The sequence below is a fragment of the Paenibacillus sp. BT-177 genome (assembly GCF_025846815.2).
Lineage (GTDB): Bacteria > Bacillota > Bacilli > Paenibacillales > Paenibacillaceae > Paenibacillus > Paenibacillus polymyxa_C.
On sequence record NZ_JAOYTP010000001.1, the window covers coordinates 897213 to 922891 of the forward strand.

Below are 25679 nucleotides of genomic sequence, written 5' to 3' on the forward strand. Positions count from 1 at the left end.
TGTTGTCTCTATCATAAAACATTCTTGGTTCTAATGGAATATATTGTGTAAATATTTTTTAGTCTTCATTCCCTAAATTAGAAACCCCTAGAGTCAATAGATTATATGATAATTCTGGGACAATAAACTTATTTTAGACACTATTTTACCATAAAAACCCTACCAATCTCTTGTTTATACGATATAATAAATAGATATGGGTAGTACTTTTAGCCTATATGAGCGTCGAATTACCCATAAACATACATAAAAAAGGGGAATACAGATGAAAAAACTCACCGTATTTATGCTAGTATTGTGTTGCTTTTCAATTTTGTCAGCTTGCTCTACCGATCCAGTAAAAAAAGATTTAATTACCTATGTGAATGACGGAATGCTTCCGTTAGCACAAGATGAAAAAGCAGTAACTGAAAAATATGAATCCGTGACAGGGGATAACTTTACAGATGATGAAACACTATACAATACGTTACGAGATGATATTATCCCAGAATACACCAAATACCTGGATAAGGTTGAAGCAGTAAAGACGGAAACTCCTGAGGTACGAGCTGTCCACGAAACCTACATCAAGGCAGTTAGCACTCAAAAGGAAGCACTCATTACGATGGTCGATGCGTTGGAAAAAGGGGATCTGAACTTAATTAATGAGGGTAATACCAAGCTAAGCGAGGGTAAAAAGCTATTCAGAGATTTTGGTGAACAGGTTAACACACTTGCCAAAGAGCACGACGTGAAGATCAATAAGAAATAAATTTTAAAGCTCCCGTCTGGGGAGCTTTTTCTATATCCTAGGAATACTCGAAGCAAATTACCGCTTTCTTTAATTCTCGATCATAAAATAAGTAAACCGTATCAGCTCCAAACGCTTGAAAATAATACCCGGTGAAAGAACCGATATATGTAAATGTCTCACCATTGGTACGTTTAGGCACATGAAGCAAGTTAGTTTGCTCGAACTTAAGCATCTCTTCCAAGGATTCGTCATATTCCTTGATGTAGCTTTGAGCCTCATCAGACTGAAATGCGATATCATCCAGAATACCGTTGACTTCGGGAAAGCTTAGCCCCCAGCCACTGGATTGCTTTTCCTCAAAATCGTGGGTGAGCTCTTCCACAGACTTTTTGGCCTCTCCAAAGGAGGAATAAGGATAGATTTTATTATTTTCTAAGAAAAATGCTTTGCGAGCTTCGTAATCTTGTTCATTAGCTGTGTACACCTGCTCCAGTCCGTCCAACGCCATGACTTCTCTCTTCATACGTAGATACGCTTTATCCCCGGTAGATTTCAGCGCTTCATAGGTAGCTTCCAGCTGCGCTTTCTGATGAAGACTAAAATAATTCCAGTCTGCTTCGAATTTGTATTTGCCGTCAATTACATCGAATCCCAGCATATCTTCCTTGGTATATAAGGTATGAAATTGCTGAGTATTTTCACCCACACAGCCTTCGTGGATTTCTTTTACGGAAACAAAATGAAGCCACTCGTCCTGCTCTGGAAATAAAAATTGGAGATTAATCGAGCAAATTGGCAGAAAGTGTTTGCGGTGATGTTCAAGATCGCTGGCAAATACGTCCTCGTATGCTGGAAAACGTTTGATAAATCTCTCTGGTATGTTCATGGATGCTCCTCCTAAATTGTACGGTTCTATGGTTGCTTTTCGATCCGAAACGTCCCTTCACTCGAAATCACGCTGTAAATTTGATCAAATCCTTCTTCGTAACTTGGGACCTCTAGTTTACTCATTACACTTTTAATACCGATTTCAGGAATATACTCTTTGCCTGTGCGCTGCTCATTACGCTTAATAGATTCAGCATAATCAGGTTCAAAATAGTAGCCAATGATTTTAAATCCCTTGTTTTTACAAGCATCTATATATTTCTTTCGTTCTTCGACTGTGGGATTTGTATTGTCCACTACAAAACGCTGCATCGTTTCGATGGAGGTCTGAAGGTACATATTTTCCCTATTTCGTGTTTTAAGCATATCCAGATTTATTCGCATATGTGTTTTGAAGAATCGTTCTTTATAAAAAGTCGATTTGCCCGAAGCCTGAATTCCTATAAAAATGACACACTCCAAACCTCACACATCCTTGTCCAGGTATACATATTGGTTAATATAATCTCTATTTTGTGAAAAGATTGGCGTGTCATGATCAACATCCCACTTGCTTCTGACGGCTTCTCCTTTGTTATACTGTTGTTTGGTAATACAGATTCCCCGCTTTTGCCAGACCGGAAGGTCGTTCCAGTTCAGTCCTTTTTCCACAAAAAGCTTGTCTTGGAGCTGACTTCCGTTCAATCCTTGTAGTTCTGAATGCTTAAAATGAGCTTGAGCTACCATAGAAATGCTGTTTTTAGTAGCATCTTGTTGTCTCCATAGAAAGTAGTTGGCAACCTCATCGTGAGGCAAAACCCATGCTCTTGCATCAAAAGTGGCTAGAGGCTTATCCGGATAAACTTTCTGGATTTCCTCATTAAATTTAGCAGTAGCCAAAGAGGCAGATATAGACACCATCTTTTGAAGATTATTTTCAAACCATGATTGTGTCGTTAATTTGTCATAATTCGTAAGAAGCAGAGAGATTTCATCACTCTGATGGTACACCAGTTTACAGCCCATAATATTATAGGCCAAATATTTGCACGTCTCCCATAATGCAAAGATTAGCTTTTCATCAAAAGGTTTCGTCATCCCACGTGTAAAAGTATGAAAACGAGCACCATCGATTCTGATAATTACGGGTAAACGGCGGGGCAGACTTAACCTATAAGCATTTTCATAATCCTTCATTCTATTTCCAAAATCATCTTTTTTCATAAACTATGTGGCTCCTTCACTTTTCATTGCATCCAAACATCGAAATCAATCAAAGGTGCAGCCGAATTCTCCAACAATATGGATATTGTGGGTTCCAATTTCTATTTATTTCACAGCAATATTATCCTCGAACACAAAAACGGAGATGGCTATATCCTCCTCCACTTTAATATCTGAAAAAAGATGCAGTAAGCGGGAATCCATATACTCCTCCAGTTCTTTATTGAACTGTACAGGATAGATTTTTTGTACCATTTTGGTTCGAGCTGCATGCACCATCTCTCTTCCTGCAACCTCTTGTGCAAGAAATTTTTCGGATGGGGTTAAATTGCCGTATAGCATTGTGATGGCCATATTATCTACAAAGGTTGTATGTATGCGTTCCGGGCCTTTTCCAAATAGCTCTTTACGTACTTTTCGAATGATTTCGTTAAAACCCGTTTCCTTTCTCATATCGCACCGCTCTCCTAAATCTACTAAAATCCTTGTTACTATTTCCATCATAACCGATTCCTATCATATAAAACAGAGATGAAGCGAAAGTGATTCTTGGAACATACTTACCATTGGACGCGTAGAAAAGAAAACACAGCCCGCCCGATCGGACAGACTGCGTATATTACTGAATCCAAACAGACTAATCTTTCACCAATCGATTCGACAGCATCAACATGATAAAAGAGAATAAAATAATGACGGCTACCCAACTCCAGGAGAGTGTCATATTTCCGACCTCGGACGCGGTGTAAATCGCCGTAGGCAGGGTTTGAGTCTGTTCAGGAATATTACCCGCAAGCATCAGTGTAGCTCCAAACTCCCCTAACCCTCGGGCAAATCCGAGAATGTATCCTGAAATGAGCGGTCGGTAGGCAAGGGGCATCGTAATATGGCGAAACACTTGCCATTCATTGGCACCTTGCGCACGTGCAGCCTGCTCTACCTCGGGATCTACAGCTTCAAAGCCTGCTTTGATCGTCCGATAAGCCAGTGGAAAAGCAACAACTACGGCCGCCACCACTGCGGCTCCCCACGTAAATACAATGGTCTGCTGGAACAGACTTTCAAAGGCAGTGCCAATCCAGCTTTTCCTTCCCAGCAAGATGAGCAATATAAAGCCGACAACAGTGGGCGGCAAAACGAGCGGAAGAAGTAGGACGGTCTCAATCACGCTGGTTCCTCTCCGCAGCGAGCAGTTCGCCATCATCCGAGCTACCACAGTAGCTAATAAAAAGACAATAATGCTGGCAACGACAGCGACTTTGACAGATACGATAACCGGAGGAAGAAAAGCCGACCAATCCAACGGGACCCCCTCCTTTATCTGTGAATTCTATTTCTTTTCTGTTGGAGCTGAAAATCCATCTTTACTGAATACGCTCATGGCTTCATCTGTACGCAGAAAATCGACAAACTCGCCTGCTTCCTTGCTGTGTTTGGTTGCTTTTACAATACCTTCTGGATACAGGATAGGTGCATGCAATTCCTCAGGTACTTCTAGTGCTACGACTGTTTTATCGGATGATTTGGCATCTGTCAAATAAACGAGTCCAGCATCGGCATTGCCTGTTTCAACATAGTTTAATACCTGTCTTACGTCTTTGGCGAATACCATCTTCGGTTCCAGCTTGTCCCATAATCCGGCCTTTGTCAGCGATTCTTTGGAATACTGTCCGGCCGGAACAGTAGTAGGTTCCCCAACGGCAAGCTTCATGTAAGAAGGACTTGTCAGATCATTGAGCGTAATACCCTTGTTGTCTGTGCTCTTGGCTTTATCTTGCGGAACAACCACAACCAGTTTATTTTGAAGCAGTACGCTATTTTTTTCCACTAATGATGCATCGGTTAAAGCCTTCATTTGCTTTATACCTGCCGAAATAAATACGTCAGCGGGTGCACCCTGCTCAATTTGTTTCTGTAAAGTACCGGATGACGCATAGTTAAAGGTAAGCTTGATATCTGGGTGCTGCTTTTCATACTGTTCCTTGAGCGTATTCAGACTATCTTGAAGACTCGCAGCGGCAGATACAATCAACTCTGTTTTGGGTGCGGACGGTGTCGACTGTACAGCAGCCGGAGACGAACACCCAGCCAGAACCCATGCCAACAATCCAACAAACGTGAATATGTACCCGAATCTCTTTTTCAATTTGCTTTTCCCCTGTCCTCTAAATTCCGAAATGAGTTGACAATACAATCTCATAACGGTCCAAATCTATTGAGTCAACCCAAATATTTGTGATAAATAGATCTTGCCTCGGCGATATCCTTGGTGCCATGGATCAGAACACGTCCATCCTGAAAAAGAACCAACCGATGCGCTCCAATGACAACGGATACTAGATATGGATTATGCTCCACTTTGCCCCCTTGGCGGGATAGCAGGCGTGCCGCTTCGTTCAGATCACGTACAGCACGCGTGACTGGTCGGATCTGAACCGTATCACGTCCGCACAGTACAGCCGTTTTAGCCTGATGCTCCGATTGTAGAAATGGATACACTGGATGCTCACCACATGTCGGACAATCTATTTTTTTCATGGCGCTGATCTGGATCGCCTGATGTTGATTATTCCATAGATCGAAGGAAATCAGCTTGCCTTGTAAGGCTGAATTGTCCCCAGTCAGCAGCTTCAATGCTTCGGCACTTTGGTAAGCTGCCACCATTTGTACAGCTGGACTAATGATACCGACCGTATCACAGGTGGCACCGCCGAGCGGTACAGTTCCGAGCAGACAATGCAGACAGGGTGTCTGTCCTGGAACGATCGTAAAGGTTGTCCCGTAGCTACCAACACACGCTCCATAAATCCAGGGGATTTGGTGCTTTACAGCGTAATCGTTCAAAAGCAGACGTGTATCGAAATTATCAGTGGCATCTACGATGAGGTCTACCCCTGCGGCAATATCGCCGATTTCCTCCAGTGATACATCTTGGACTAGTGCACGGATGTCCACGTCCGAATTGATTTGCTGCAATCGTCTCTGGGCGGCCACTGCCTTGGGTATCTGTTCATGGGCATCCGCTTCGTCGTAGAGCTGCTGGCGTTGCAGGTTGCTCCAGTCTACATAATCCCGGTCTACCAACGTCAACCGTCCGATGCCCGCTCGCACCAGCATGTCCGCGTTCGCAGTTCCCAGTGCTCCAGCACCTACCATTAATACATGCTTGCTGCGGATATTTTTTTGTCCTGTCGGCCCGATTTTTCCGAATAATTCCTGCCTTGAATATCGGGCGTGAGACGCCTGCGTGTGTGCTTTTGCATCAGCATCCGTTATTGGGTCCTTTTTCATTTCAGACATGTTAATTTACGCCCCCATACTTCTTATCCATTAATTGCTGCAAGTTGATCAGACAAGATAAAAGTCCAGATGTCCCGTCTAACTCGAAGTTATGGGGTGTTATGAGGATTCCAGCCACCTAGCTGGTGCCCCTTCCACTCCGAGCCGTCTTCCCACACTTCCTTTTTCCAAATCGGTACGATTTGCTTCAAGCGTTCAATAGCATGGCGACTGGCCTCGTAGCAAGCATCACGGTGCGCAGCAGAAACAGCAATCACGACGCTGGTCTCTCCAATCCTTACCGTACCAAGCCGATGTGTAATAGCAGTGCGCGTTGACGGCCAACGATCTGCAATTTCGTCACCTATCTGCTTCATCGTGTTCATGGCCATCGGCACATATGCTTCATATTCAAGCAGCACCGTTCGCTGACCTTGTGTAAATTCCCGAGTCGTACCATTAAAGGTCAATGAAGCCCCATGTGAAGGGTCGTGTACCTTGGAGGTTACCTCATCGGCATCAATCGGATCGTAGGTAATAGCGTATAAGCCACATTTTGAAACGACTGTCTCCATTCCGGGTGCTGACTGATGAAGAGCAATTGCGTCTGATGGAAGCACAAGTTCATCTGGAGAAGCCAACTTCTTATGATGGGTAAAAAAAGAACTAGACAGTTGTGAAGCTATCTCCGGGTACAGCTCCTTCAGCCTTGTTCGAATGTCTGCAATGGTCACCGTTTCCTGTGAAAGTTCCACAGTGATCACGTCACCAAATTGTTCCGCCATACCTGCGAATAATTGAATATGATATTGCATTATGCATCTGCCCCCCCTTTAATACACCCTATCTATCGAATTCACCTAGTCTGTTATTGAAACTCATCCTCCTGAAACCGGAGGAATAATCGCAATCTCATCATGTATACTAACCAGATCCTCAGGAGCGGCGTAGGCTTGATTTCTGGCAACAAAAGCCCCCTGCAACTGGGCCGCTGCTTCAGGGAAATATTTGGACAGCAAGTCTTTTAATTCGTTGACGGTCATCGTTTCCTGATCAGCAGACACCGTGATCATAGGCTTTCCCATCAGTTCTGCAAGTCCGGCAAATACTTGAATATGATAGTTCATTAAGTAGGTTCCCCCCTTTCAGTACAAGGACTGACCATCGCATATACACCAAGAAAAACCAACATGAACTAATACCTCGAAAGGTTTTATTCCATGCTGGTTAACGATGATGGTCTACATTGATTATTTTTTATATTATATTTTAGATTCTACCAGTTCATCAATCCGCTCCGTGTGCGTGTACACGTTCAAAGAACGACTTCGTATAAAACCGACGGTAGTAATCCCGAGATCCTCTGCCAATTCAAGTGCAAGCTCTGTGGGAGCTGACTTGGACAAAACAACCTCACAACCAATTTTCGCAACCTTCAACAAAATTTCAGACGAGATGCGCCCACTGAATACGATGATTTTATCTTGTAATATAATATCATGCTTTAGGCAGTACCCATAGATTTTATCGAGCGCATTGTGTCGGCCGATATCCATTCTGGACAGGATTATTCCGTCTTTGTCACACAGCGCAGCATTGTGAACGCCACCAGTCTCCTGAAACGTATGTGCCGAGGTTTGCATCAAATTCATCAGCCGAAAACAGTCATCAAAAGATACCGTAACATGGGCATCATTCATTCTTTTTGCCACTTTGGCATCATTTATAAAGTAAAATCCCTGTCTACTTTTTCCGCAGCAGGAGGTAATGTATCGTTTGGAATGAAAGTTTTGATAAAACTCATTCATCCGACGGGTTTTAATATGAACAAATCCTTCTTTTTCCTGAACCCAAATATCTTCGATATCATCATACCGTTGAATGACGCCTTCAGAGGCCAAAAAGCCTACTGCCATATCCTCTACATACTCTGGTGTACAAACCATGGTGGCAAATTCCTGCTGATTGATTTTAATGGTCACCGGATACTCCGTCACCACTGTGTCTTCAAAACGCTTGATCTGACCGTCCCGGTAACGTAGGATCTCGCGTTTTACCTCAGCCGGCTTTTCCATGTGCTCAACTCCCTTGTTTCTGACAGGCTGGCTCTTTGGTTCACCCGCCGATATGTGACATTTCAATTTTGGACGATGCTTGCTTTGTATGAGTCAACCGTTCCTCTGAATAGCGGTCGGTACGTCCTCTCCATACACGCTCAATGTAAGATCTAATCTCATCATCGGATTGCTCGGACCGCAGCATCGTGCGAAGCTTGTACCCTTTAGACGCAAACAGGCATGTGTACAAGGAGCCCTCAGCAGAAATTCTCGCCCGTGTACATGTGGAGCAGAAAGCGTCCGTAACGGATGAAATAATGCCGATTTCCCCGTCTCTGTCCAGATACCTATAGCGCGTCGCTACCTCACCTTTGTACTGGGGTGGAACAGGTTCTAACGGCATGTGCTCGTGGATCGTTTCGATGATCTGTTGCTTGGAAACAACCTGATCCAATTTCCAGCCATTGGTGTTGCCTACATCCATAAATTCAACAAAGCGCAAAATATGCTTTTTCTTTTGAAAATAGTCGGCCATGGGCACGATATCCTGATCGTTAAAGCCCTTTTGCACGACCATATTTATTTTCACCTGCATTCCCGCTTGAGCTGCAGCCTCAATACCTTCCAGCACCGCCTTTACACTGCTTCTCCCCCCGTTCATTCGGCGGAATCGATCATCATCAAGCGAATCCAGACTAACTGTCACTCTATTCAGCCCCGCCTCTCGCAGTGACGCTGCATACTTAGGCAAAAAGACACCGTTCGTCGTCATAGCAATGTCTTCAACCCCATCGAGTTGAGTTAACGAATGAATGAGCGAGGACAGATCTTTTCTCAGCAAAGGCTCACCACCAGTAATGCGCAGCTTTGTAACACCCAGCGAGACAAAGATACGAGAAAGGCGGGTAATTTCCGCAAAGGTCAATATTTTTTCTTTTGGCAAAAACGGATAGTCATGGCCAAATATTTCTTCAGGCATACAATATCGGCACCGAAAATTACATCGGTCTATGACGGATATTCTCAAGTCCCGTAACGGACGATTCCATTGATCGTCGCTGCGGTTCGCCATCCCGTTCACCTCAATCCGTCTTCATTAATAAACCTCTTTAAACTCTAAACTGAACCAAAAAACCGGCATCACAACAACTTCTTCGCTTATGAATACCGAAGAATCTGCTAAATGCCGGTTAATTTATCTACATCAGGATTTTACGAATCCTCACATCATGTGATATAGAAAAATCAAACTAACAAGCGCTGCGCCAAATAAAATATACGCGATTCTCACGTACACTCCATTCACGAATGCTCTCAAATAGATACATTCCTATTGTTAGCAATCCTGGAACGTTTGTCAATGATTTTTCGCTTTCTCAATTGATAATCATTATCGATTAAAAATTTTAATAAATCACCGTTGAACTATCTTAAATTTTACGCTATAGTTACACCAGATGACATGCAGAAAATGACATATTCAATTTATTGATATACAGACGGTGCGTACTGTCTGGTATTAATACATACTCCTATGGCGGATTGGCCTCCAGGACCTAGAGCTTGGTCACTACTCCACCATAAACACAAGTGCTTAAACACGAGCACTTGTGTTTATGGTGGAGTTTTTTTGTTCCCAATTTTAAAATTCAAAATCTGAAAGGAGCCTGAACCGTGACGGATAGTACGATCAAAATTACATTAAACGGACAGGAACTGAAAACGAATAGCAGTGCAACCATTCTTGAAGTAATCAACGAAAACAATATTGCCCATCCCCAACTGTGTTACGTTCCCGAAGTGGATCCGATCCGAACCTGTGACACATGTATCGTGGAAGTAGACGGAAAGCTTGTACGCTCCTGTTCAACACTTGCTACGAATGGAATGAATATTCATCTACATTCAGATCGCGCAAAAGCAGCTCAAACCGAGGCTATGGATCGTTTGCTGGAAAATCACCTCCTCTACTGTACAGTGTGCGATAACAACAACGGTAATTGTAAACTGCATAACACCGCAGAGCTTATGGAAATTGAACATCAAAAATATCCATATCGACCGAAGGTTGATCCCACAGAAGTGGATATGTCCCACCCTTTTTACCGTTATGATCCCAATCAATGTATTGCATGCGGCCAATGCGTAGAGGTATGTCAGAACCTTCAGGTCAATGAAACACTGTCCCTCGACTGGGAGGCTGAACGCCCTCGCGTGATCTGGGATGAAGGAGTTGCAATTAACGATTCCTCCTGCGTCAGCTGCGGTCAGTGTGTAACGGTCTGCCCATGTAACGCCTTGATGGAAAAATCCATGCTGGGAGAGGCCGGCTTCATGAGCGGCATAAATAAAGATTTATTAAATCCAATGGTTGATCTAATTAAGGAAGTGGAGCCAGGCTACAGCGGTATTTTTGCAATTTCGGAAGCTGAAGCAGCGATGCGTGAAACCCGTACAAAAAAAACAAAAACCGTCTGCACGTTTTGTGGTGTAGGTTGTAGCTTTGAAGTTTGGACCAAAGGCCGCAAAATTTTGAAGGTACAACCTACCTCTGAGGGGCCTGTTAACGGCATTTCGACATGCGTCAAAGGGAAATTCGGTTGGGATTTTGTGAATAGCGATCAGCGTTTGACCTCGCCATTAATTCGTCAAGGAGACGAATTCGTGGAAGCAACCTGGGAAGAAGCCTTGAGCCTGATGGCCAACAAAATGGGAGCGATTAAAGAAACCTACGGCGGCGAGGCACTCGGCTTTATTTCTTCGTCCAAATTTACCAATGAAGAAAATTATCTGATGCAAAAGCTGGCTCGTCAGGTCTTCCAAACGAATAACGTTGATAACTGCTCACGGTATTGCCAATCTCCTGCATCATGGGGTCTACAATACACCGGAGGCATCGGCGGAGACAGCGGTACGATTAAAGACATTGCCTCAGCAGGTTTGGTCATACTGGTCGGCTGTGCGCCGGGAGAAGGACATCCTGTGCTGGCTACCCGCATCAAACGTGCGCATAAGCTGCATGGTCAAAAGCTGATCTCGGTGGACCTGCGCAAACATGAAATGGCAGAACGCGCAGATCTGTTCATGCGTCCGAAGCAAGGTACGGATTATGTATGGTTATCCGCTGTAGCCAAATACATCATTGAGCAAAACTGGCATGATGCTAAATTCATTGGGGAACATGTAAATTTCTATCCTGAATATTTGAAATTGCTGGAGAAATTCACCTTGGAATTCGCCGAACAGGAAACTGGCATCTCCAAAGAGACGCTGATTCAGGTAGCAACCATGATTCACGAAGCGGATGGCACGGCCATTTGCTGGGGTATGGGCGTGACACAAAACATCGCAGGCTCCTACACTTCGATTGCAATTGCCAACCTGCTGCTGGTGACTGGCAACTTTATGCGTCCGGGTGCAGGCGCATATCCGCTTCGTGGTCATAACAATGTGCAGGGCGCTGCCGATATGGGTACGATGCCAGATATTTTCCCTGGCTATCAGCCCGTAACGAACGATGCCATTCGTTCCAAGTTCGAAGCGGCCTACGGCGTACAAATTCCAAGCCAACGCGGACTGGACAACATTCAAATGCTGGAAGCCATTGAGACGGGTAAGCTCAAAGGTATGTATATCGCTGGAGAAGAAATGGCATGGGTGGATGCGGACTCCAACCATACCCAAGAAATGCTGGCGAATTTGGATTTCCTTGTCGTTCAGGATGTATTTCTGAGCAAGACAGCTGAATTCGCTGATGTCATTTTGCCAGCCGTACCTTCACTCGAAAAAGACGGAACCTTCACAAACACCGAACGTCGCGTACAGCGTTTATACGAGGCGCTCCGCCCTGTAGGAGACAGCAAACCGGATTGGTGGATTTTCAGCCAATTTGCCAAGCACATGGGATTTGATTGGAATTACAGTCATCCGAGTGAAATTTTTGAGGAAATGGCGGCGCTCACTCCATTTTTCTCCCAATGTAATTATGACGTATTGGAAGGCTGGAACAGCTTCCATTGGGGATCGCCAGATGGCAGCAACACACCGCTTTTGCATACCAACGGCTTTAACTTTCCAGATAAAAAAGCACGCTTGGGACTTTTCGAATATGTACCACCAAAAGAGTACCCCTCTGAATTCGATCTGACCTTAAATAATGGTCGACTGCTCGAACAATTTCATGAAGGAAATATGACGACAAAGTCAACAGGCCTTCAGCTCAAACTTCCAAAAGTATTTGTGGAAGTTTCCCCTGAGTTGGCTGAGGAGCGTGGAGTTACAGACGGATCGCTGGTTCGGCTGGAATCTCCCTATGGTGCGGTCAAGCTACGTGTTCTGGTGACGGACCGGGTACAGGGAACTGAAATTTATGTGCCAATGCACTCTACCAGCCATGAGGGTGCTGTCAATCTATTAACTGGTGGAGCATTTGATGTCATCACCCGTACACCAGCCTATAAACAAACCAAAGTACGGATGCAAATTTTGGAGATCGATGGTCAAAATCCACTGCCTCATATCAATCCACGTTATAAAAAGCGGCATCCGCAAAATGGGGTTGAAGTGAACCGTAAGTGGAATCGTCCCGGTTACGTCGATTTGGTAGATCAAAAATAAGGAGGTCAAACCATGGCTAAGCCTATTTCAATTGTGAGAAAACGTATTTTGACAGCAGAAGAACGGCAAAAACAATCCCTGGATCAACTGACTGCCGATCTTGCGGACAATGGGGCGGCATTGCAGAAGACACTTGAGATTGTACGGGAGCTGCATGACAGCGGTCTTCTCGAAGCAGCCCAGTCTATGCTAAAAGCCAAAGAAGCCATCGCCAAAATCGCTGTAGGACAAGCGACGCGCAAGCCTGTGACGAACATGATCAATAATCTGATGGGTGCAGCAGGGATGCTGTCCGAGGTAGACCCCGGGCTGATGAAAAAACTGGCAAACAGCGTCACTACAGGTTTGAATGAAGCCGAAGAGCATCTAAAGCAGAATAAAAAGACGCGGCTGCGTGATCTTATGAAGGCCATGAATGACCCGGATGTAAACCGGGCAATGGGGTTCGGTATTCATTTTCTCAAAGGCATGGGAAAAGGTTTGTCTGATCAATAGCTTAATAAATGAATAGTTGGAAGACTACTAACCACATTTAATAAAAAGAGCTGGCTCCGTAAACGGGGACAGCTCTTTTTATTACTTTTTATCCACTTGTAACAAGGTCACCGTTTTAAGAGAAACAGCATCTTTTATTTGCTCCTCCGCGATAACCTTAAGTTTTAGCAAGCTGGAAATTTTTGAAGTGTCCGGCTTGGAAAACAAACGCCATAATTGAGGATCAGGCAATGCATCATACAATTTCGCATGATCGTATTCCTTGCGCTGCTGCTGTACAATCCTGACTCTGTAGTTGCCAATTTCCCAATCGGATACTTCCTGTTCTGCACAATGAGCGGTAATGTCATTACGCAAATCAGCCAGTTCGCCTTCCATTTCTTTTTGCTTTTGCTTTAACTGGTAATAGCGACGCACCTTGTTTTCCAATTCCATCACGCTCCTCTGCTTACATATGTATGTTGGCAGAAGCGTTTTAGGACAAGTTTTATCATGTTAGGACGGAAAGTGTATCTATGACTGTGACAGCATTTCCCGGGTAATGGTAACGTCGATGAATTGAGCCCTCATTATTCAAACTTTATTTAGGTACATTCGCCCGTGGATTTACAGGCCCCGCACCTTTGGGCTCCCCCTTGCGATTCATATAATTGGCCCAGTATGCCGTCAGAATTGGCACCAAAATGGAGGTCACTATGACCGAAGCGGCTACTAATGCTGTTGCAGATTGCGCAACAGGCAAAAACTCAGGCTTGATATTGGCAACAATGACTGGATTTGCCACTGCTGCACCTGCTGTGCTGGAGGCTGCAATCCCTGCCGTACCGTTGCCACCACCAATATATTTATCCGCCAGAATCAGTGGAATTCCCGTCAATATAATTACAAAAATACCCAATAAAATACCTAGCATACCTGTCTGGACAATCACACTCAGGTCAATGGAACACCCTAGTGCAAAACCAAAAAATGGAATAAGGGCTTGTGTCGCGTTTCCAAAATATTTACGGAAATCATGATCCAGATTGCCCAACATAAAGCCGACCAAAAATGGTAATACGGCCCCGACAAATGTTTGCGGTTCAAAAACGGCCAGTCCGGTACTACCTAGAATAAGCATGGTCACCAGCGGGCCCGATTCCAGTGACATCAGCACAAATGCTCCTGCCTCTTCCTTCGAGCCATACTGCTGCATAATGGAGGCGTAAAGCCCACCGTTCGTCATATCCATAGCCGAAATCAGCGCCAACACCGACAAACCTGCAAATAGCCCACTTTCTACGCCACCAACGGGCAGCAATCTGGACGCTATGATCGCCACGACCCAGGCGACCGCAATTTTAGTCAATACGAGCGTTCCTGATTTACGCAAAACAGTGCCTGTCGCTCGCACATCTATGGAAGCACCCATACAAAAAAACCACACTGCCAAAATGGGCACCGTACCGGTCATCAACCCCTTGGTAAAAGATCCAAAATAGTCGCCTGCCCATGGAGTAAATGTATGAAAAAGTGCGCCAATAAACAGCGGCACCAGCATAATGCCCCCAGGAATTTTATCGATATTTTGTTTGATTTTCATAACTTCATTCAACCCTTTCGTTTTTGCCAATGCAAAAACAAGGCCGTTTTACTTGCGACTTAAGCCGAGTTCAGGAATTAATTTGGCGAAAGTATCATGACTATCCTTCAGTTGACGTGCGAATGCCTCTGCATCCTGGACACGCAACCCTAACCCATGCTTCCGCATTTCCTTCCTGAATTGCTCGTCTTTCGTCCCCTTGATCAGTGCATCCGCTAACGTTCGAGCCACCTCATTCGGTGTATCCTTGGGTACAGCCAGCCCTCTCCAAGTGCCGATAAAATGGACACGTAACCCAGTCGCCTGCTGAAGTGTCGGCACCTTTGGAAACGCTTCCGAAACAGTGTCTGCTTGGATCGCCAGTATGCGAAGCTTCCCATCGTCCACGTATTTCTTTACTTCTGCGGGGCTGACGGGTACAGCATCCACGAATCCACTCATTAAAGCAGAAACTGCTGGGCCTGCTCCCTCATAAGGAATATGGGTAAAGCGGACTCCGCTTTTCTGCTCCAGCATCGCGGCAGCGAGGTGCCAGATGCTTCCTGTGCCTGCATTACCCATTTTCAGCTTGCCTGGATGGACCCTAGCATCCTCCAGAAATGCCTCCGCTGTCTTCCAAGGCGCATCCGCCCGAACCGTAATGGCAGAAGGGTCCATATTGGTTTGAAGCAGCGGCTTAAAACGCTCGTAGGTGATTGGTAGCAGTCCCAAATGTGGTAATGTAGTCAGTTCAGCAACCAGATACGTTACGGTATAACCGTCCGCCTGCGCCTCAGCTCCCTCCATCAGCCCGACAGAACCGCCGCCTCCTGTTCGATTAACGACGATGATCGGCTGCCCGAGATGCTTTTCGGCGGCTTTAGCCAACGCTCTTGCGGTAATATCTGTACCGCCCCCCGCCGCATATGGAACGACAAGCGTTACTGGCTTCGCAGGAAATATACGACTGTGATCCTGCAGGGTACGGTGATCCACATATTCACTGATACTCAAGGCAGAAAGCATAGCCACTCCTGCCGCAACCAGCACATATTTTTGCCATGGCTTTTTCTTCATTACGCTTCCTCTTCTCCAAAAATGAACTGGGCCCATCTTGCACCCGTTGTCACCTCCAACCTTTACGGACATATTGTTCACGCTTACATGAAGTCAATGTACCGCACCGTAGAGGTCCACATCTATCGCCTAATCCTCGTATTTATCTTCGATTTCACCAAAGCGCCGATCTTTTGACCGATCTGCATATTCATTAGAAGATTTGTTGATTTGTCTGAATTTCCCTGGGGTCACTTGTTTATACTTGCGGAATACACGAATAAAGCTGTTCTCATTTCGGTATCCGACCTGTTCTGCAATTTCACCAATTTTCAAATGTGTTTCACATAGCAATATGCATGCCTTTTTTACACGTAATCCAGTCAAATAATCGTAAACGGTAGTCCCCGTTTCCTCCTTGAACATACTGCTCACCGAGGACACGCTCATGTGAACATGATCCGCAATTTCCTGAAGCCCGATGTTCAAATGCAGATAGTTTTCCATATAGTCGATCATCTCTTGTACGCGTACAAAATCTTTGGACTGTTGGCGTCCATGCCATTTTTCTTCAATATCAGTCAACATAATGGCCAGCAAAAGCTCAATGTCTTGAAGGTCTAGCGTCAGAATCTGATTCCAATGATAATCAGAGAGCTGATCTGGCGGTGTCACACTCTGAGTGGCACACCATTTTAGCAAATCTTCCAGCAGTTCATGAACAAATAGGTAGACTTGGTTTGGAGATGTCCTATAGTGTCGAAGTTCTTCTACCCACTGGCTGACTAGCTTTGCACTTGCACCAGGCTCCTGTGACTCCACAGCACGAGTCAGATCCACACGCCGATGGTCCAGTAATCTTGCATCCTGAGCCTGATCCTGTGATTGCACATCCACTATGCAATCCCATTTCACATTTATGTTGCTGCTCATATTCATATGTGAACGTCCATACCCCTCGTACAAACGTAAATTAAGCGCCTCTTTTCCTTGTATAAAAGACGCCCGTACCTCTTGAATATCTATGACCTTATGGCCGATCCCTACCGAAATAGTCATGGGAAGATACTCCCCAACAACCTGAATTAGCCTGTCAACGCTCTTACGAAGCCATGTTCTCTCTTTGGCTACTCCCTCTGCTCCAACTTCATATACACTCTCCCTGAGCTGCAGCAGGACAACCAGACCATTCTCCTCCTCCGGCGCACTGACTGCTTTCCACTGAGGCTCAAGCATCTCCAGCAAAATATTGTTCAGCGCATATTTGAGCAGCATTTTGTCCTCTTCTGGAAAGCTTGCGGTCCACATAGAATACCGATCAATCGACACGACCATAACAACCAAAGAATTACGGTCCCAATCGGAAAAATACTGTTCCCATTTCGTACGCATTTCCTGTATACCCATTCTACGCTGGATGACATCTTCTATATATTTGGATCGCAGCTCCGGCAAGCTTCGCTCTACCACCAAAGATTTGCGGTGAAATTCTCCAACCAACTTGCTAATCACGGGTTCCAAATCATACAATCCTCCCTGGCGTGTTCCCTTATTGCCTGAATTCAGGAGGCTATTAATTTTTTTCATGGGGCGAAAAGCGGCATAACTGTAATAGTAAACCGCTGAGCACCCAGCCAGGATAGAGATCAAGGCCAGCCACAGCATCATATTGCGCGCCAGCTTGACATTTTTCAGCAGCTTGTCCATCGGCACGAGTGATACTAGACGCCAGCCTGTGACATCAGAGAAGGTCTGGTTCGCCATATATTCCATATCCCCGATTTCTACATAAGCGTAAGGATTCACATCCAGCTCTTTCAAAACCCTGCCCATCTCATTTAAGGGTAAGGACGATCTCAGCTTGGGATAGATCAGCTCACCCTCCAGATCATAGACGTATTGCGAGTTGGATAAATGAATATACAATTTGGAGAAAAAACGGTCGTAATCCAAATTGATTAACACTGCACCGATGACCTGTCCATTCTCTACTATAGGCCTAACCAGCGAGAGCAGTTCTATCGTGCCATGCTGTTGATCCGTGCCATACCATCTTCGTTTAATTAGTAGCGGCTTTTTTTGAATGTTCTGAATCCAGGGAACCCAGGTTGTATCCGGTGCCTGGTTCCAATCGGGCAAATAACCATAATTGCTGGAGATGAGAGCATGATTGTCCAAAGAAATGACTTCAACCGAATAAATTTCTTCGCTCGAAGAAAGGGTTTTCAAATATTTCTGAAGCCGATCTATAACGGAAGCTTTGTTAGATACCGACTTTCCGTCCGTATGAATACGTAAAAAAGACTCTACATCCGGATGATAAGCCGCATCCAGAGCCTTGTTATCCGACTCACGGAAAGCCCGATTGGTCACATCCAGATTGATTTGCAACAATTCTATATTAGGTGTGTTCAGCTCGGTATCCAAACCTTCACGGTATCTTGAATACGATAGCAAGCCGATCACGCTGATCACGAGCGACACGCACAGCGTGAGCAGCAGGATCAGTCTTGTCTGCTTATTTTTCAGTATCAAACGAAGCTTAAGTCGCAACATTCCTGTAACTTCATCCTTCCGGACTACGTTGTCCATCTTCCTCTTACTCTATATTAGATGACATATTACCTCTACATCTATTTGACGCATGAAGTGGAATTTCCTGCCTTTACAAATCAAACTTAACAGAAGTCACATCATTAAAAATAAAAAGAAGAAGTCTCCCTGTACAAGGTAGAACTTCTTCTTACGTGCTGCCTGCCTTCATTTGTCAGCAGCATAGGTATTCGTATTACAGTGTCAGCTCGTCTTTTCCACCTGAAAACGATTCAGTTCCCGCTGCATCTCCTCGCGAATCTGGCGAAGCTCCTTTACCTTCTCAGCCGATTCCTCGAAGGAACGCTTCTGCTCCACCGTGGAAGCCGTAATCTCTTCACTGCCTGCGGCGGACTGCTGAGTGATTGCGCTAATATTCTCAATAGCTTGCTGCACCTGTACACTCAGTTCTCGCGATACATTCATGTCTATGGATAACTTGCTGACTTGGCCGGCAATTTGCTGCACTTTGCCACTAATCTCTCTAAACGATTCTCCGGTGGAGGAGGTTGCCTTCTCCTGCTCGCGGAACAACTCCTGACTTTGCGTCACAGAAGTCTTCACCTTATCCATAGCCTGCGTGATCCCCTCAACAGCGGTATAAATTTTCTTTACAGCAGATTCAGATTGGCTCGCCAGCTTTTTCACTTCATTGGCAACAACAGCAAAGCCTTTTCCCGCTTCACCCGCACGCGCAGCCTCAATCGAAGCATTCAAGGATAAGAGTGACGTTTGGCTGGCAATTTCAGATACATAACCGGTCATCGTCGTGATCTCAGCTGCATTAGATTCCAGCTCTTTGACTGTTTGCTCCACTTCGGACATTGCTGAACGATTCTCTGCAACAATTCGCATTTGATCACTCATAACACGCGCACCCTGCTCAATGACACACAAAGCATCCTCACTATACGTGGTTGATTGCGTAGTCTCCAGCAAATTAGATTCAAACTTCTGCTGCATATCATCCACCACGCCAACTGTCGATGACAGGTCCTCAGCTATTTTCTGACTGCCTATCGCAAGTTCCTCTGTTGATGTGCTGACTTGTGTCACAATTTCCTTCATGGCCTCATTGTGCTGATCAATATCCCGAGCCATCAGATCGACGCGATTACCCGCCTGATCAATGGAAAGCACAATGCTGCGCAAGTTCCCGATCATAACACGGAAAGATTCATTGAGCTCGTCTAGCTCATCTGCGCCCTTTGTTTGAGGAAGTTGAACGGTTAAATTTCCCTCGGCAATTTGCTTCGCTGCATCCGTTAACTTGCGGGTTCTAAGGGCAAGTTGCCTGGAGGTATATGTATTATATAGCCCGACCGCCACCAGAAGTAGAACTGCGCCTGTCAAGGCTAATTGCCAAGTAAAACGAATACTCTTGGTCAACTCTTCTGTGTAATGGTCGTAACGCGACTTGGTCAGTAGATCCAGCATAAATACATCGTTCTGAATCCCCTGGGCACGCATGGCCTCTCGTTTGGATTCTGGGCTGTTCTGAGCACTCATCGCTTTTTCCGTTGCTGCTTTCAATTGGTTGAATTTTGTTTTAATCGTATCCAGTCGCTTTTGCTGTGCTTCGGTCTGCATCATGCCCTGTGAAAGCAAAGTAATCGTTTTTTCAGACTGAGTTAGCTGATTTTGCACATCGGCTTTGTTGCTCTCCGTCATGGAAGTAGAATAATTTTGCAGCGCCTGCCCCGACTGAATCAAATAGGCATTAAGTTGCTGTACATTCAACATAGCTGGAACAAGATTACTGCTTTGAGCGTTAATACGTAACAATTCAAAAATGATATAAGCTACTAAAGCCAGGCAAGCGATCAGGGAAATCATCGCGTTAAGCACCAGTTTACCTTGCAGTTTCATCAGCATTCATCCTCCGTTTGCGAAAATTTATTGGGTGGGTACAGTAAGTGTGCCGGATTTGATTTTTTCCATTAAATTATCCATCACCTTTTGCTGATCCGGATTCAGTGTCACGACACGAATAGGCGCCAAACCTATACCTTCTTCCGCAAGTCCAAACACCATATCCTTCTCCGTAAATTTTCTTTGATGATCTGCAAAGCCTTTGACTACTGTATAAATTGCAGTGTCTACATTTTTAATCATTGAGGTCACTACCGCTTTTTCCGCAATAAAAAACTGGTCGCTATCGACCCCGATGGCGAATTTATGCTGCTTCTGCGCTTCCTGTAATGCACCTACACCGGTTAGCCCTGCTGCTGCAAAAATGACATCAATCTGATTCTGGTTGATCATGTCATCTGCAATTTTCGTACCCAGCTCCGGCTTGCCAAAATCTCCTGCATACGTTGCCGTAACTTTCGCATTAGGTTTGACTGACTGCACCCCTGCACGATACCCAATTTCAAACTTTTTCAGCAGAGGAGATTCCGCACCTCCAAGAAAACCCACCTGTTCCGTACGACTCGTCAAACCGGCAACAACTCCGGCCATAAAACTGCCCTCTTCTGCTTTGAACGTAATGGAGGCCACATTCGGCAATTCCGATGTTTCATCCACGATTAAAAATTTACGGTCTGGATTCTTTTTGGCAACGGCCTCCAAACTGTCCTTCACCATATAACCCAACCCAATGATTAAATCTGCTTTTTCTTGAACAAGCTGATTAAAAGCAGCATCATACGTCTTGGTCTCAGTTATTTCCCGGTATTCAAAAACAATCTTCCCCTCATCCCGTGCCTTGACCAAACCTCGAAAAGCCGCGTCGCTGTAAGATTGGTCACCCAGACCAATATCTGACAGTACGATTCCCACCTTAATGGGTTCGGCCTTGGTTTGTACGTCTGATTGCCCACATGCACTTACCAATAATGCAAAGATCGTGACAATGGGAATCCACCTAAAAGTTAATAATAGAGCTCGTTTCTTCATGACATATCACCTCAACATAAAATGCAAATCCCCAACATCTTTATATCGGTTATAAAAGCATATTTTTTCATAAGAGTTTCTGTAAATTCATTGTTAATAGAAGTGTGATAAGTGTGATGTCTTTATTTATTATGTAAAAAATGTATATTTTTAATTGTTTTTATTATACGAACTGTCTAAATTCATTTATTTCCGTTTATCTCGAAAGATTAAAGTGTAATTTCCATTGAAAAACCTAGGTATTTTGAAACTGAAACTATCACTCTATGTTGAAACTGAAAGGAGCTACATTTAGAATGACTTCAACAAATTCAATTCCGCAGCCTAAAACATATGGTCCCTTAGGAAATCTGCCCTTGATCGATACACATGCCCCTGTCCAGTCTCTGGTTAAGCTTGCTAATGAGCATGGTCCCATCTTTCGCATGGATCTGCCTGAAGGAACGAACATTTATATTTCCGGTCATAAGCTGGTCGCAGATGCTTGTGATGAATCCCGTTTCGACAAACAGGTATGGGCTCCCTTACAAAAAGTACGAGCTTTTGCCGGTGACGGACTATTCACAAGCTGGACTGAGGAACCGAACTGGCGCAAGGCCCACCAAATATTGCTACCAAGCTTCAGTCAGCGGGCTATGAAGGGTTACCACAATATGATGCTTGATCTTGCTGTTCAGCTGGTGCAGAAATGGTCTCGGCTCAATCCAGATGAAAGTGTAGAGGTACCGGAAGATATGACCCGGCTGACTTTGGATACCATCGGATTATGCGGCTTTAATTATCGTTTTAACAGCTTTTACCGTGATCAGCCCCATCCGTTCGTGACCAGTATGACACGCGCACTGGATGAAGCGATGGGACAGCTCCAACGCCTCAATCTGCAAAACAAGCTGATGTTATCGAAGAAAAAACAGTTTAAACATGACATCGAAACGATGTTCTCTCTGGTGGACAGTATTATTCAAGAACGCAAAACCACGGGCAACCAAGGAGAAGAGGATTTACTGGCACGTATGCTGGAAGGCAAGGACCCGGAAACAGGAGAAACGCTGGATGATGAAAATATCCGCTATCAGATCATTACCTTTCTCATCGCCGGTCATGAAACGACCAGTGGACTTTTGTCCTTTGCCATTTACTATTTGCTTAAAAATCCACGAACACTAACCAAAGCCTATGAAGAAGTAGATCGCGTGCTCACCGACTCGTTGCCTTCCTATACTCAGGTGCGTGAACTCAAGTACATAAGGATGATACTGAATGAAGCCCTGCGGCTATGGCCAACAGCGCCCGCCTTCTCTCTCTTCGCCAAAGAAGATACACTGCTCGACGGAACCTATCCGCTAAAAAAAGGCGACAGCGTCAATGTTCTCATCCCAAAACTGCACCGTGATACCGAGGCTTGGGGCGAAGATGTTGAGGAATTTAGACCGGAACGCTTTGAAGACCCATCCGCCATTCCGCAAGATGCCTACAAACCGTTTGGCAACGGCCAACGTGCTTGTATCGGACAACAGTTTGCCTTACAGGAGGCCACCCTTGTGCTGGGTATGGTACTGAAACATTTTGAGCTGATTGACCATACTCATTATGAGTTGAAGGTCAAAGAAACGCTCACACTCAAGCCTGAGGGCTTCACCATTCAAGTACGTCCGCGCAGCACACAGACTACCGTCATGCTGCCAGGTGCCGCTCAAGAACTTCATGAAAAAGAGGAACAAAAAGTTGCAGCCCCCCATGCCGAAAAGCATGATACTTCTTTGCTATCTTTGTACGGCTCGAATCTAGGTACAGCTGAGGGACTTGCAGGTGAACTAGCCGATTTAGGTCGGAATTGGGGTTTCAACAGCAGCATAGCAACTCTGAATGATCATGTGGACCATTTGCCTAAAGAAGGCGTGGTACTTATTACGACCGCATCTTATAACGGGCATCCGCCGGATAATGCGGATGCCTTCGTAGAATGGTTGAAGGAGGTAGATGAGGGACAATTGGCAGGCATAAGGTACGCTGTCTTTGGTTGCGGTGACCGGAATTGGGCCAGCACGTATCAGCGCATTCCAAGGATGATCGATGAACTGATGGCTGCCAAAGGGGCAAAACGACTGTATGATCGCGGCGAGGGCGACGCTAGTGGTGACTTCGAGAAGGATTGGGAAGTCTGGAACCACGGCTTATGGCCGGAATTGCTGAATGCTTTCGGGATAGAGCACAGTGATACAGAACCACAGGACACCAGCAGTCTGAGCATAGAGTTTGTAAGCGACGTACTTAGCGCTCCTCTGGCGGCCAACTATGAGGCAGCTACTGCCGTTGTTACTGTGAATCGTGAACTGCACGCTGCTGAAAGTGAACGCAGTACTCGGCATCTGGAGATCCAATTACCAACCGGATTGTCCTATCGCGAGGGTGATCATCTGGGTGTTTTGCCGCGTAATCCTGCTTTGCTGGTGAATAGGGTAATGCAACGCTTTAAGTTGCAGGATCAAAACTACATCGTATTGAGAGGCAGTGACCGGGATGCGGCGCATCTCCCCTTAGATCGGCCTGTCAGCGTAGGAGATTTGCTCACTCTCAGTGTGGAACTGCAAGAATCGGCAACCAGAGCCCAGCTACGGCAACTGGCATCCTTTACAGTGTGTCCTCCGCACAAGAAAGAAATCGAAGCTTTGCTAGAGGATACCACCTTTGATCAAGAGATACGAAAGAAGCGTGTCACGATGCTAGATATTCTGGAGAAGTATCCAGCCTGTGAGCTGCCATTTGAAAATTTCATCTCGCTGTTACCACCACTCAAGCCTAGATACTACTCCATTTCCAGTTCTCCGCTTGAATCGGAGAATTCAGCGAGTATAACTGTGAGCGTTGTGCGTGGACCAGCCCGTAGCGGACAGGGCGAATACCTCGGTATTGCCTCCAATTATTTGGCACAGCTCCAACCAGATGATCCGGTTGTCATTTTTGTGCGAAAGCCTCAGTCTGGCTTCCGTTTGCCGGAAGACCCGACCGTGCCTGTCATCATGGTCGGTCCGGGTACTGGCGTTGCCCCATTTCGCGGATTTCTCCAAACACGCCATGTGCTTAAGGAGAGAGGAGAACAGCTCGGCGAGGCTCATTTATACTATGGCTGCCGTGATCCAAAGCTCGATTATCTATACAAGCAAGAGTTGCAGGCCTGGGAGCAGGAAGGAATCGTGACGATTCATACAGCCTTTTCACGTCTGCCCGATCAACCCAAAAGATATGTGCAGCATGTCATGAAGGAAGATGCAGACACTCTGATTCACTTGCTTGATGAAGGGGCTCATCTGTATGTATGCGGTGATGGTAGCCGTATGGCCCCCGACGTTGAAGGCACGCTCTGTGCGGCCTACGCGGATATACACCATACAAGTAAAGAAGAAACGCAGCAATGGTTGGATCATCTCCAACAGGAAAAACGCTATGCCAAGGATGTCTGGACAGGTATCTGATGATAACGGTATTTAAAGATCATCATGTTAAAAATAAAAGGGACTGACTACCAGGCATCGATCTCGTTGGCTAGTAGTTCAGTCCCTTTTATGATTTGCTCTTGCTCCACCATTTGGAGGCAACCACGTCGGTTTTACTTTCTATACGTTCCATGACCTCCTCACGACGTTTGGCTTTAAACAGGTCAATCATATCCACCAAATCATTGCGGTCCAATAATTTAACCCCGTTGACAGCAGCAAGTGTTTTACAGGATTCCGTGTAACGTCCGGAGGTGATGACAACAGACTTATCGGCCGCATAATAACGCATGGAAGTGTAAATTTCCTGTACAGCCCCCAAGCCGACTGGATGTTGTACAGCATAACGCTTGGCCTGAATTACGACTCTGGCGCCTTCTCGGTCTGTAAATACCAGATCTGCTCCAAAATCCCGGCTGCTGGTTGTTTTATAAATGTCCTTATAGCCAAGTGCGGATAATAGCCGCTGCAAATAAAGCTCAAATTCCGAGCCGTCCTCCATACGATCTATATCCTGAATTCCAATTTTACGCGGGTCCAGATCACGTAAAATCCGATTCCGACGACCACGTACCATCCCCCTGATGGTGAGCACAAGCAGTAATAGTAATACAATAAGTCCTATTCCTAATTCCTTATATGCCGATAATTGCTCCAGCAGCATTCCTCTCCCCCTTTTCTACAGCAGGCATGCAAGCGGTATATTCCTTAGTAGGCTTACCGTTACCACCTATCACATTGATACAGTTTTACACAAAAGCAACCCCGCCGAATTCGACGGGGCTGCCTTCATTTTATCT

General features: G+C 45.4%; 22 protein-coding genes. 4 read left to right on the top strand and 18 right to left on the bottom strand.

Annotated features, from left to right (window positions below; all coding sequences use genetic code 11):
• The first annotated feature begins 265 nt into the window (after window positions 1–265).
• Window positions 266–754 (top strand): hypothetical protein, encoded by a 489-nt coding sequence (locus OIU26_RS04110; RefSeq protein WP_013372241.1) that lies wholly within the window; start codon window positions 266–268, stop codon window positions 752–754.
• Between the two features lie 37 nt (window positions 755–791).
• Here OIU26_RS04110 and OIU26_RS04115 read toward each other — a convergent pair whose 3' ends face one another.
• From OIU26_RS04115 to moaA, 11 genes are all read right to left on the bottom strand, one after another.
• Window positions 792–1622: a hypothetical protein gene (locus OIU26_RS04115; RefSeq protein ID WP_013372242.1), complete on the bottom strand. Its 831-nt coding sequence runs from the start codon at window positions 1620–1622 to the stop codon at window positions 792–794.
• Window positions 1623–1648: 26 nt separating this feature from the next.
• Complete coding sequence (locus OIU26_RS04120) at window positions 1649–2086, bottom strand: ATP-binding protein (RefSeq protein ID WP_264216007.1); 438 nt, start codon at window positions 2084–2086, stop codon at window positions 1649–1651.
• A gap of 3 nt (window positions 2087–2089) precedes the next feature.
• Window positions 2090–2827: a tRNA(His) guanylyltransferase Thg1 family protein gene (locus tag OIU26_RS04125; RefSeq protein WP_264216008.1), complete on the bottom strand. Its 738-nt coding sequence runs from the start codon at window positions 2825–2827 to the stop codon at window positions 2090–2092.
• A 105-nt stretch (window positions 2828–2932) separates the two neighbouring features.
• Window positions 2933–3280 (bottom strand): DUF2294 domain-containing protein, encoded by a 348-nt coding sequence (locus tag OIU26_RS04130; RefSeq protein WP_013372245.1) that lies wholly within the window; start codon window positions 3278–3280, stop codon window positions 2933–2935.
• A 184-nt stretch (window positions 3281–3464) separates the two neighbouring features.
• A complete protein-coding gene (gene modB, locus OIU26_RS04135; RefSeq protein WP_090738696.1) occupies window positions 3465–4130 on the bottom strand; it encodes a molybdate ABC transporter permease subunit in 666 nt (221 codons plus the stop codon).
• Window positions 4131–4157: 27 nt separating this feature from the next.
• On the bottom strand, window positions 4158–4973 hold the full coding sequence (gene modA / locus OIU26_RS04140; protein WP_264216009.1) for a molybdate ABC transporter substrate-binding protein: 816 nt from the start codon (window positions 4971–4973) through the stop codon (window positions 4158–4160).
• A gap of 74 nt (window positions 4974–5047) precedes the next feature.
• Complete coding sequence (locus tag OIU26_RS04145) at window positions 5048–6127, bottom strand: thiazole biosynthesis adenylyltransferase ThiF (protein WP_434063631.1); 1080 nt, start codon at window positions 6125–6127, stop codon at window positions 5048–5050.
• 89 nt (window positions 6128–6216) lie between these two features.
• The gene (locus OIU26_RS04150; protein ID WP_436449015.1) at window positions 6217–6921 is read right to left on the bottom strand and encodes a molybdenum cofactor biosynthesis protein; all 705 of its coding nucleotides are present in this window, start codon (window positions 6919–6921) and stop codon (window positions 6217–6219) included.
• Between the two features lie 63 nt (window positions 6922–6984).
• Complete coding sequence (moaD, locus tag OIU26_RS04155) at window positions 6985–7233, bottom strand: molybdopterin converting factor subunit 1 (protein ID WP_025675143.1); 249 nt, start codon at window positions 7231–7233, stop codon at window positions 6985–6987.
• A 135-nt stretch (window positions 7234–7368) separates the two neighbouring features.
• A complete protein-coding gene (gene fdhD / locus OIU26_RS04160; protein WP_013372251.1) occupies window positions 7369–8181 on the bottom strand; it encodes a formate dehydrogenase accessory sulfurtransferase FdhD in 813 nt (270 codons plus the stop codon).
• Window positions 8182–8221: 40 nt separating this feature from the next.
• A complete protein-coding gene (gene moaA, locus OIU26_RS04165; protein ID WP_264216010.1) occupies window positions 8222–9235 on the bottom strand; it encodes a GTP 3',8-cyclase MoaA in 1014 nt (337 codons plus the stop codon).
• Between the two features lie 602 nt (window positions 9236–9837).
• Between moaA and fdhF the strand changes: the two genes are divergently transcribed.
• Together fdhF and OIU26_RS04175 are read left to right on the top strand one after the other, a co-directional pair.
• Complete coding sequence (gene fdhF, locus OIU26_RS04170; RefSeq protein WP_264216011.1) at window positions 9838–12780, top strand: formate dehydrogenase subunit alpha; 2943 nt, start codon at window positions 9838–9840, stop codon at window positions 12778–12780.
• A 12-nt stretch (window positions 12781–12792) separates the two neighbouring features.
• On the top strand, window positions 12793–13275 hold the full coding sequence (locus tag OIU26_RS04175) for a DUF1641 domain-containing protein (protein ID WP_264216012.1): 483 nt from the start codon (window positions 12793–12795) through the stop codon (window positions 13273–13275).
• A gap of 81 nt (window positions 13276–13356) precedes the next feature.
• Here the strand turns inward: OIU26_RS04175 and OIU26_RS04180 are convergent, their stop codons facing one another.
• From OIU26_RS04180 to OIU26_RS04205, 6 genes are all read right to left on the bottom strand, one after another.
• A complete protein-coding gene (locus OIU26_RS04180; RefSeq protein ID WP_264216013.1) occupies window positions 13357–13710 on the bottom strand; it encodes a hypothetical protein in 354 nt (117 codons plus the stop codon).
• A gap of 145 nt (window positions 13711–13855) precedes the next feature.
• Window positions 13856–14857, bottom strand: coding sequence for a 2-keto-3-deoxygluconate transporter (kdgT, locus tag OIU26_RS04185; protein ID WP_264216014.1), 1002 nt, complete (start codon window positions 14855–14857; stop codon window positions 13856–13858).
• A gap of 48 nt (window positions 14858–14905) precedes the next feature.
• A complete protein-coding gene (locus OIU26_RS04190) occupies window positions 14906–15913 on the bottom strand; it encodes a tripartite tricarboxylate transporter substrate binding protein (protein ID WP_264216015.1) in 1008 nt (335 codons plus the stop codon).
• 129 nt (window positions 15914–16042) lie between these two features.
• The gene (locus OIU26_RS04195) at window positions 16043–18484 is read right to left on the bottom strand and encodes an AraC family transcriptional regulator (RefSeq protein WP_264216016.1); all 2442 of its coding nucleotides are present in this window, start codon (window positions 18482–18484) and stop codon (window positions 16043–16045) included.
• Between the two features lie 204 nt (window positions 18485–18688).
• The gene (locus tag OIU26_RS04200; protein WP_264216017.1) at window positions 18689–20353 is read right to left on the bottom strand and encodes a methyl-accepting chemotaxis protein; all 1665 of its coding nucleotides are present in this window, start codon (window positions 20351–20353) and stop codon (window positions 18689–18691) included.
• A 27-nt stretch (window positions 20354–20380) separates the two neighbouring features.
• Window positions 20381–21385, bottom strand: coding sequence for a BMP family ABC transporter substrate-binding protein (locus tag OIU26_RS04205; RefSeq protein ID WP_264216018.1), 1005 nt, complete (start codon window positions 21383–21385; stop codon window positions 20381–20383).
• A 296-nt stretch (window positions 21386–21681) separates the two neighbouring features.
• Here OIU26_RS04205 and OIU26_RS04210 point away from each other — a divergent pair, with 296 nt between their 5' ends.
• On the top strand, window positions 21682–24858 hold the full coding sequence (locus OIU26_RS04210; protein ID WP_264216019.1) for a bifunctional cytochrome P450/NADPH--P450 reductase: 3177 nt from the start codon (window positions 21682–21684) through the stop codon (window positions 24856–24858).
• Window positions 24859–24946: 88 nt separating this feature from the next.
• Here OIU26_RS04210 and OIU26_RS04215 read toward each other — a convergent pair whose 3' ends face one another.
• Window positions 24947–25543 (bottom strand): restriction endonuclease, encoded by a 597-nt coding sequence (locus tag OIU26_RS04215; RefSeq protein WP_264216020.1) that lies wholly within the window; start codon window positions 25541–25543, stop codon window positions 24947–24949.
• Between the last annotated feature and the right edge of the window lie 136 nt (window positions 25544–25679).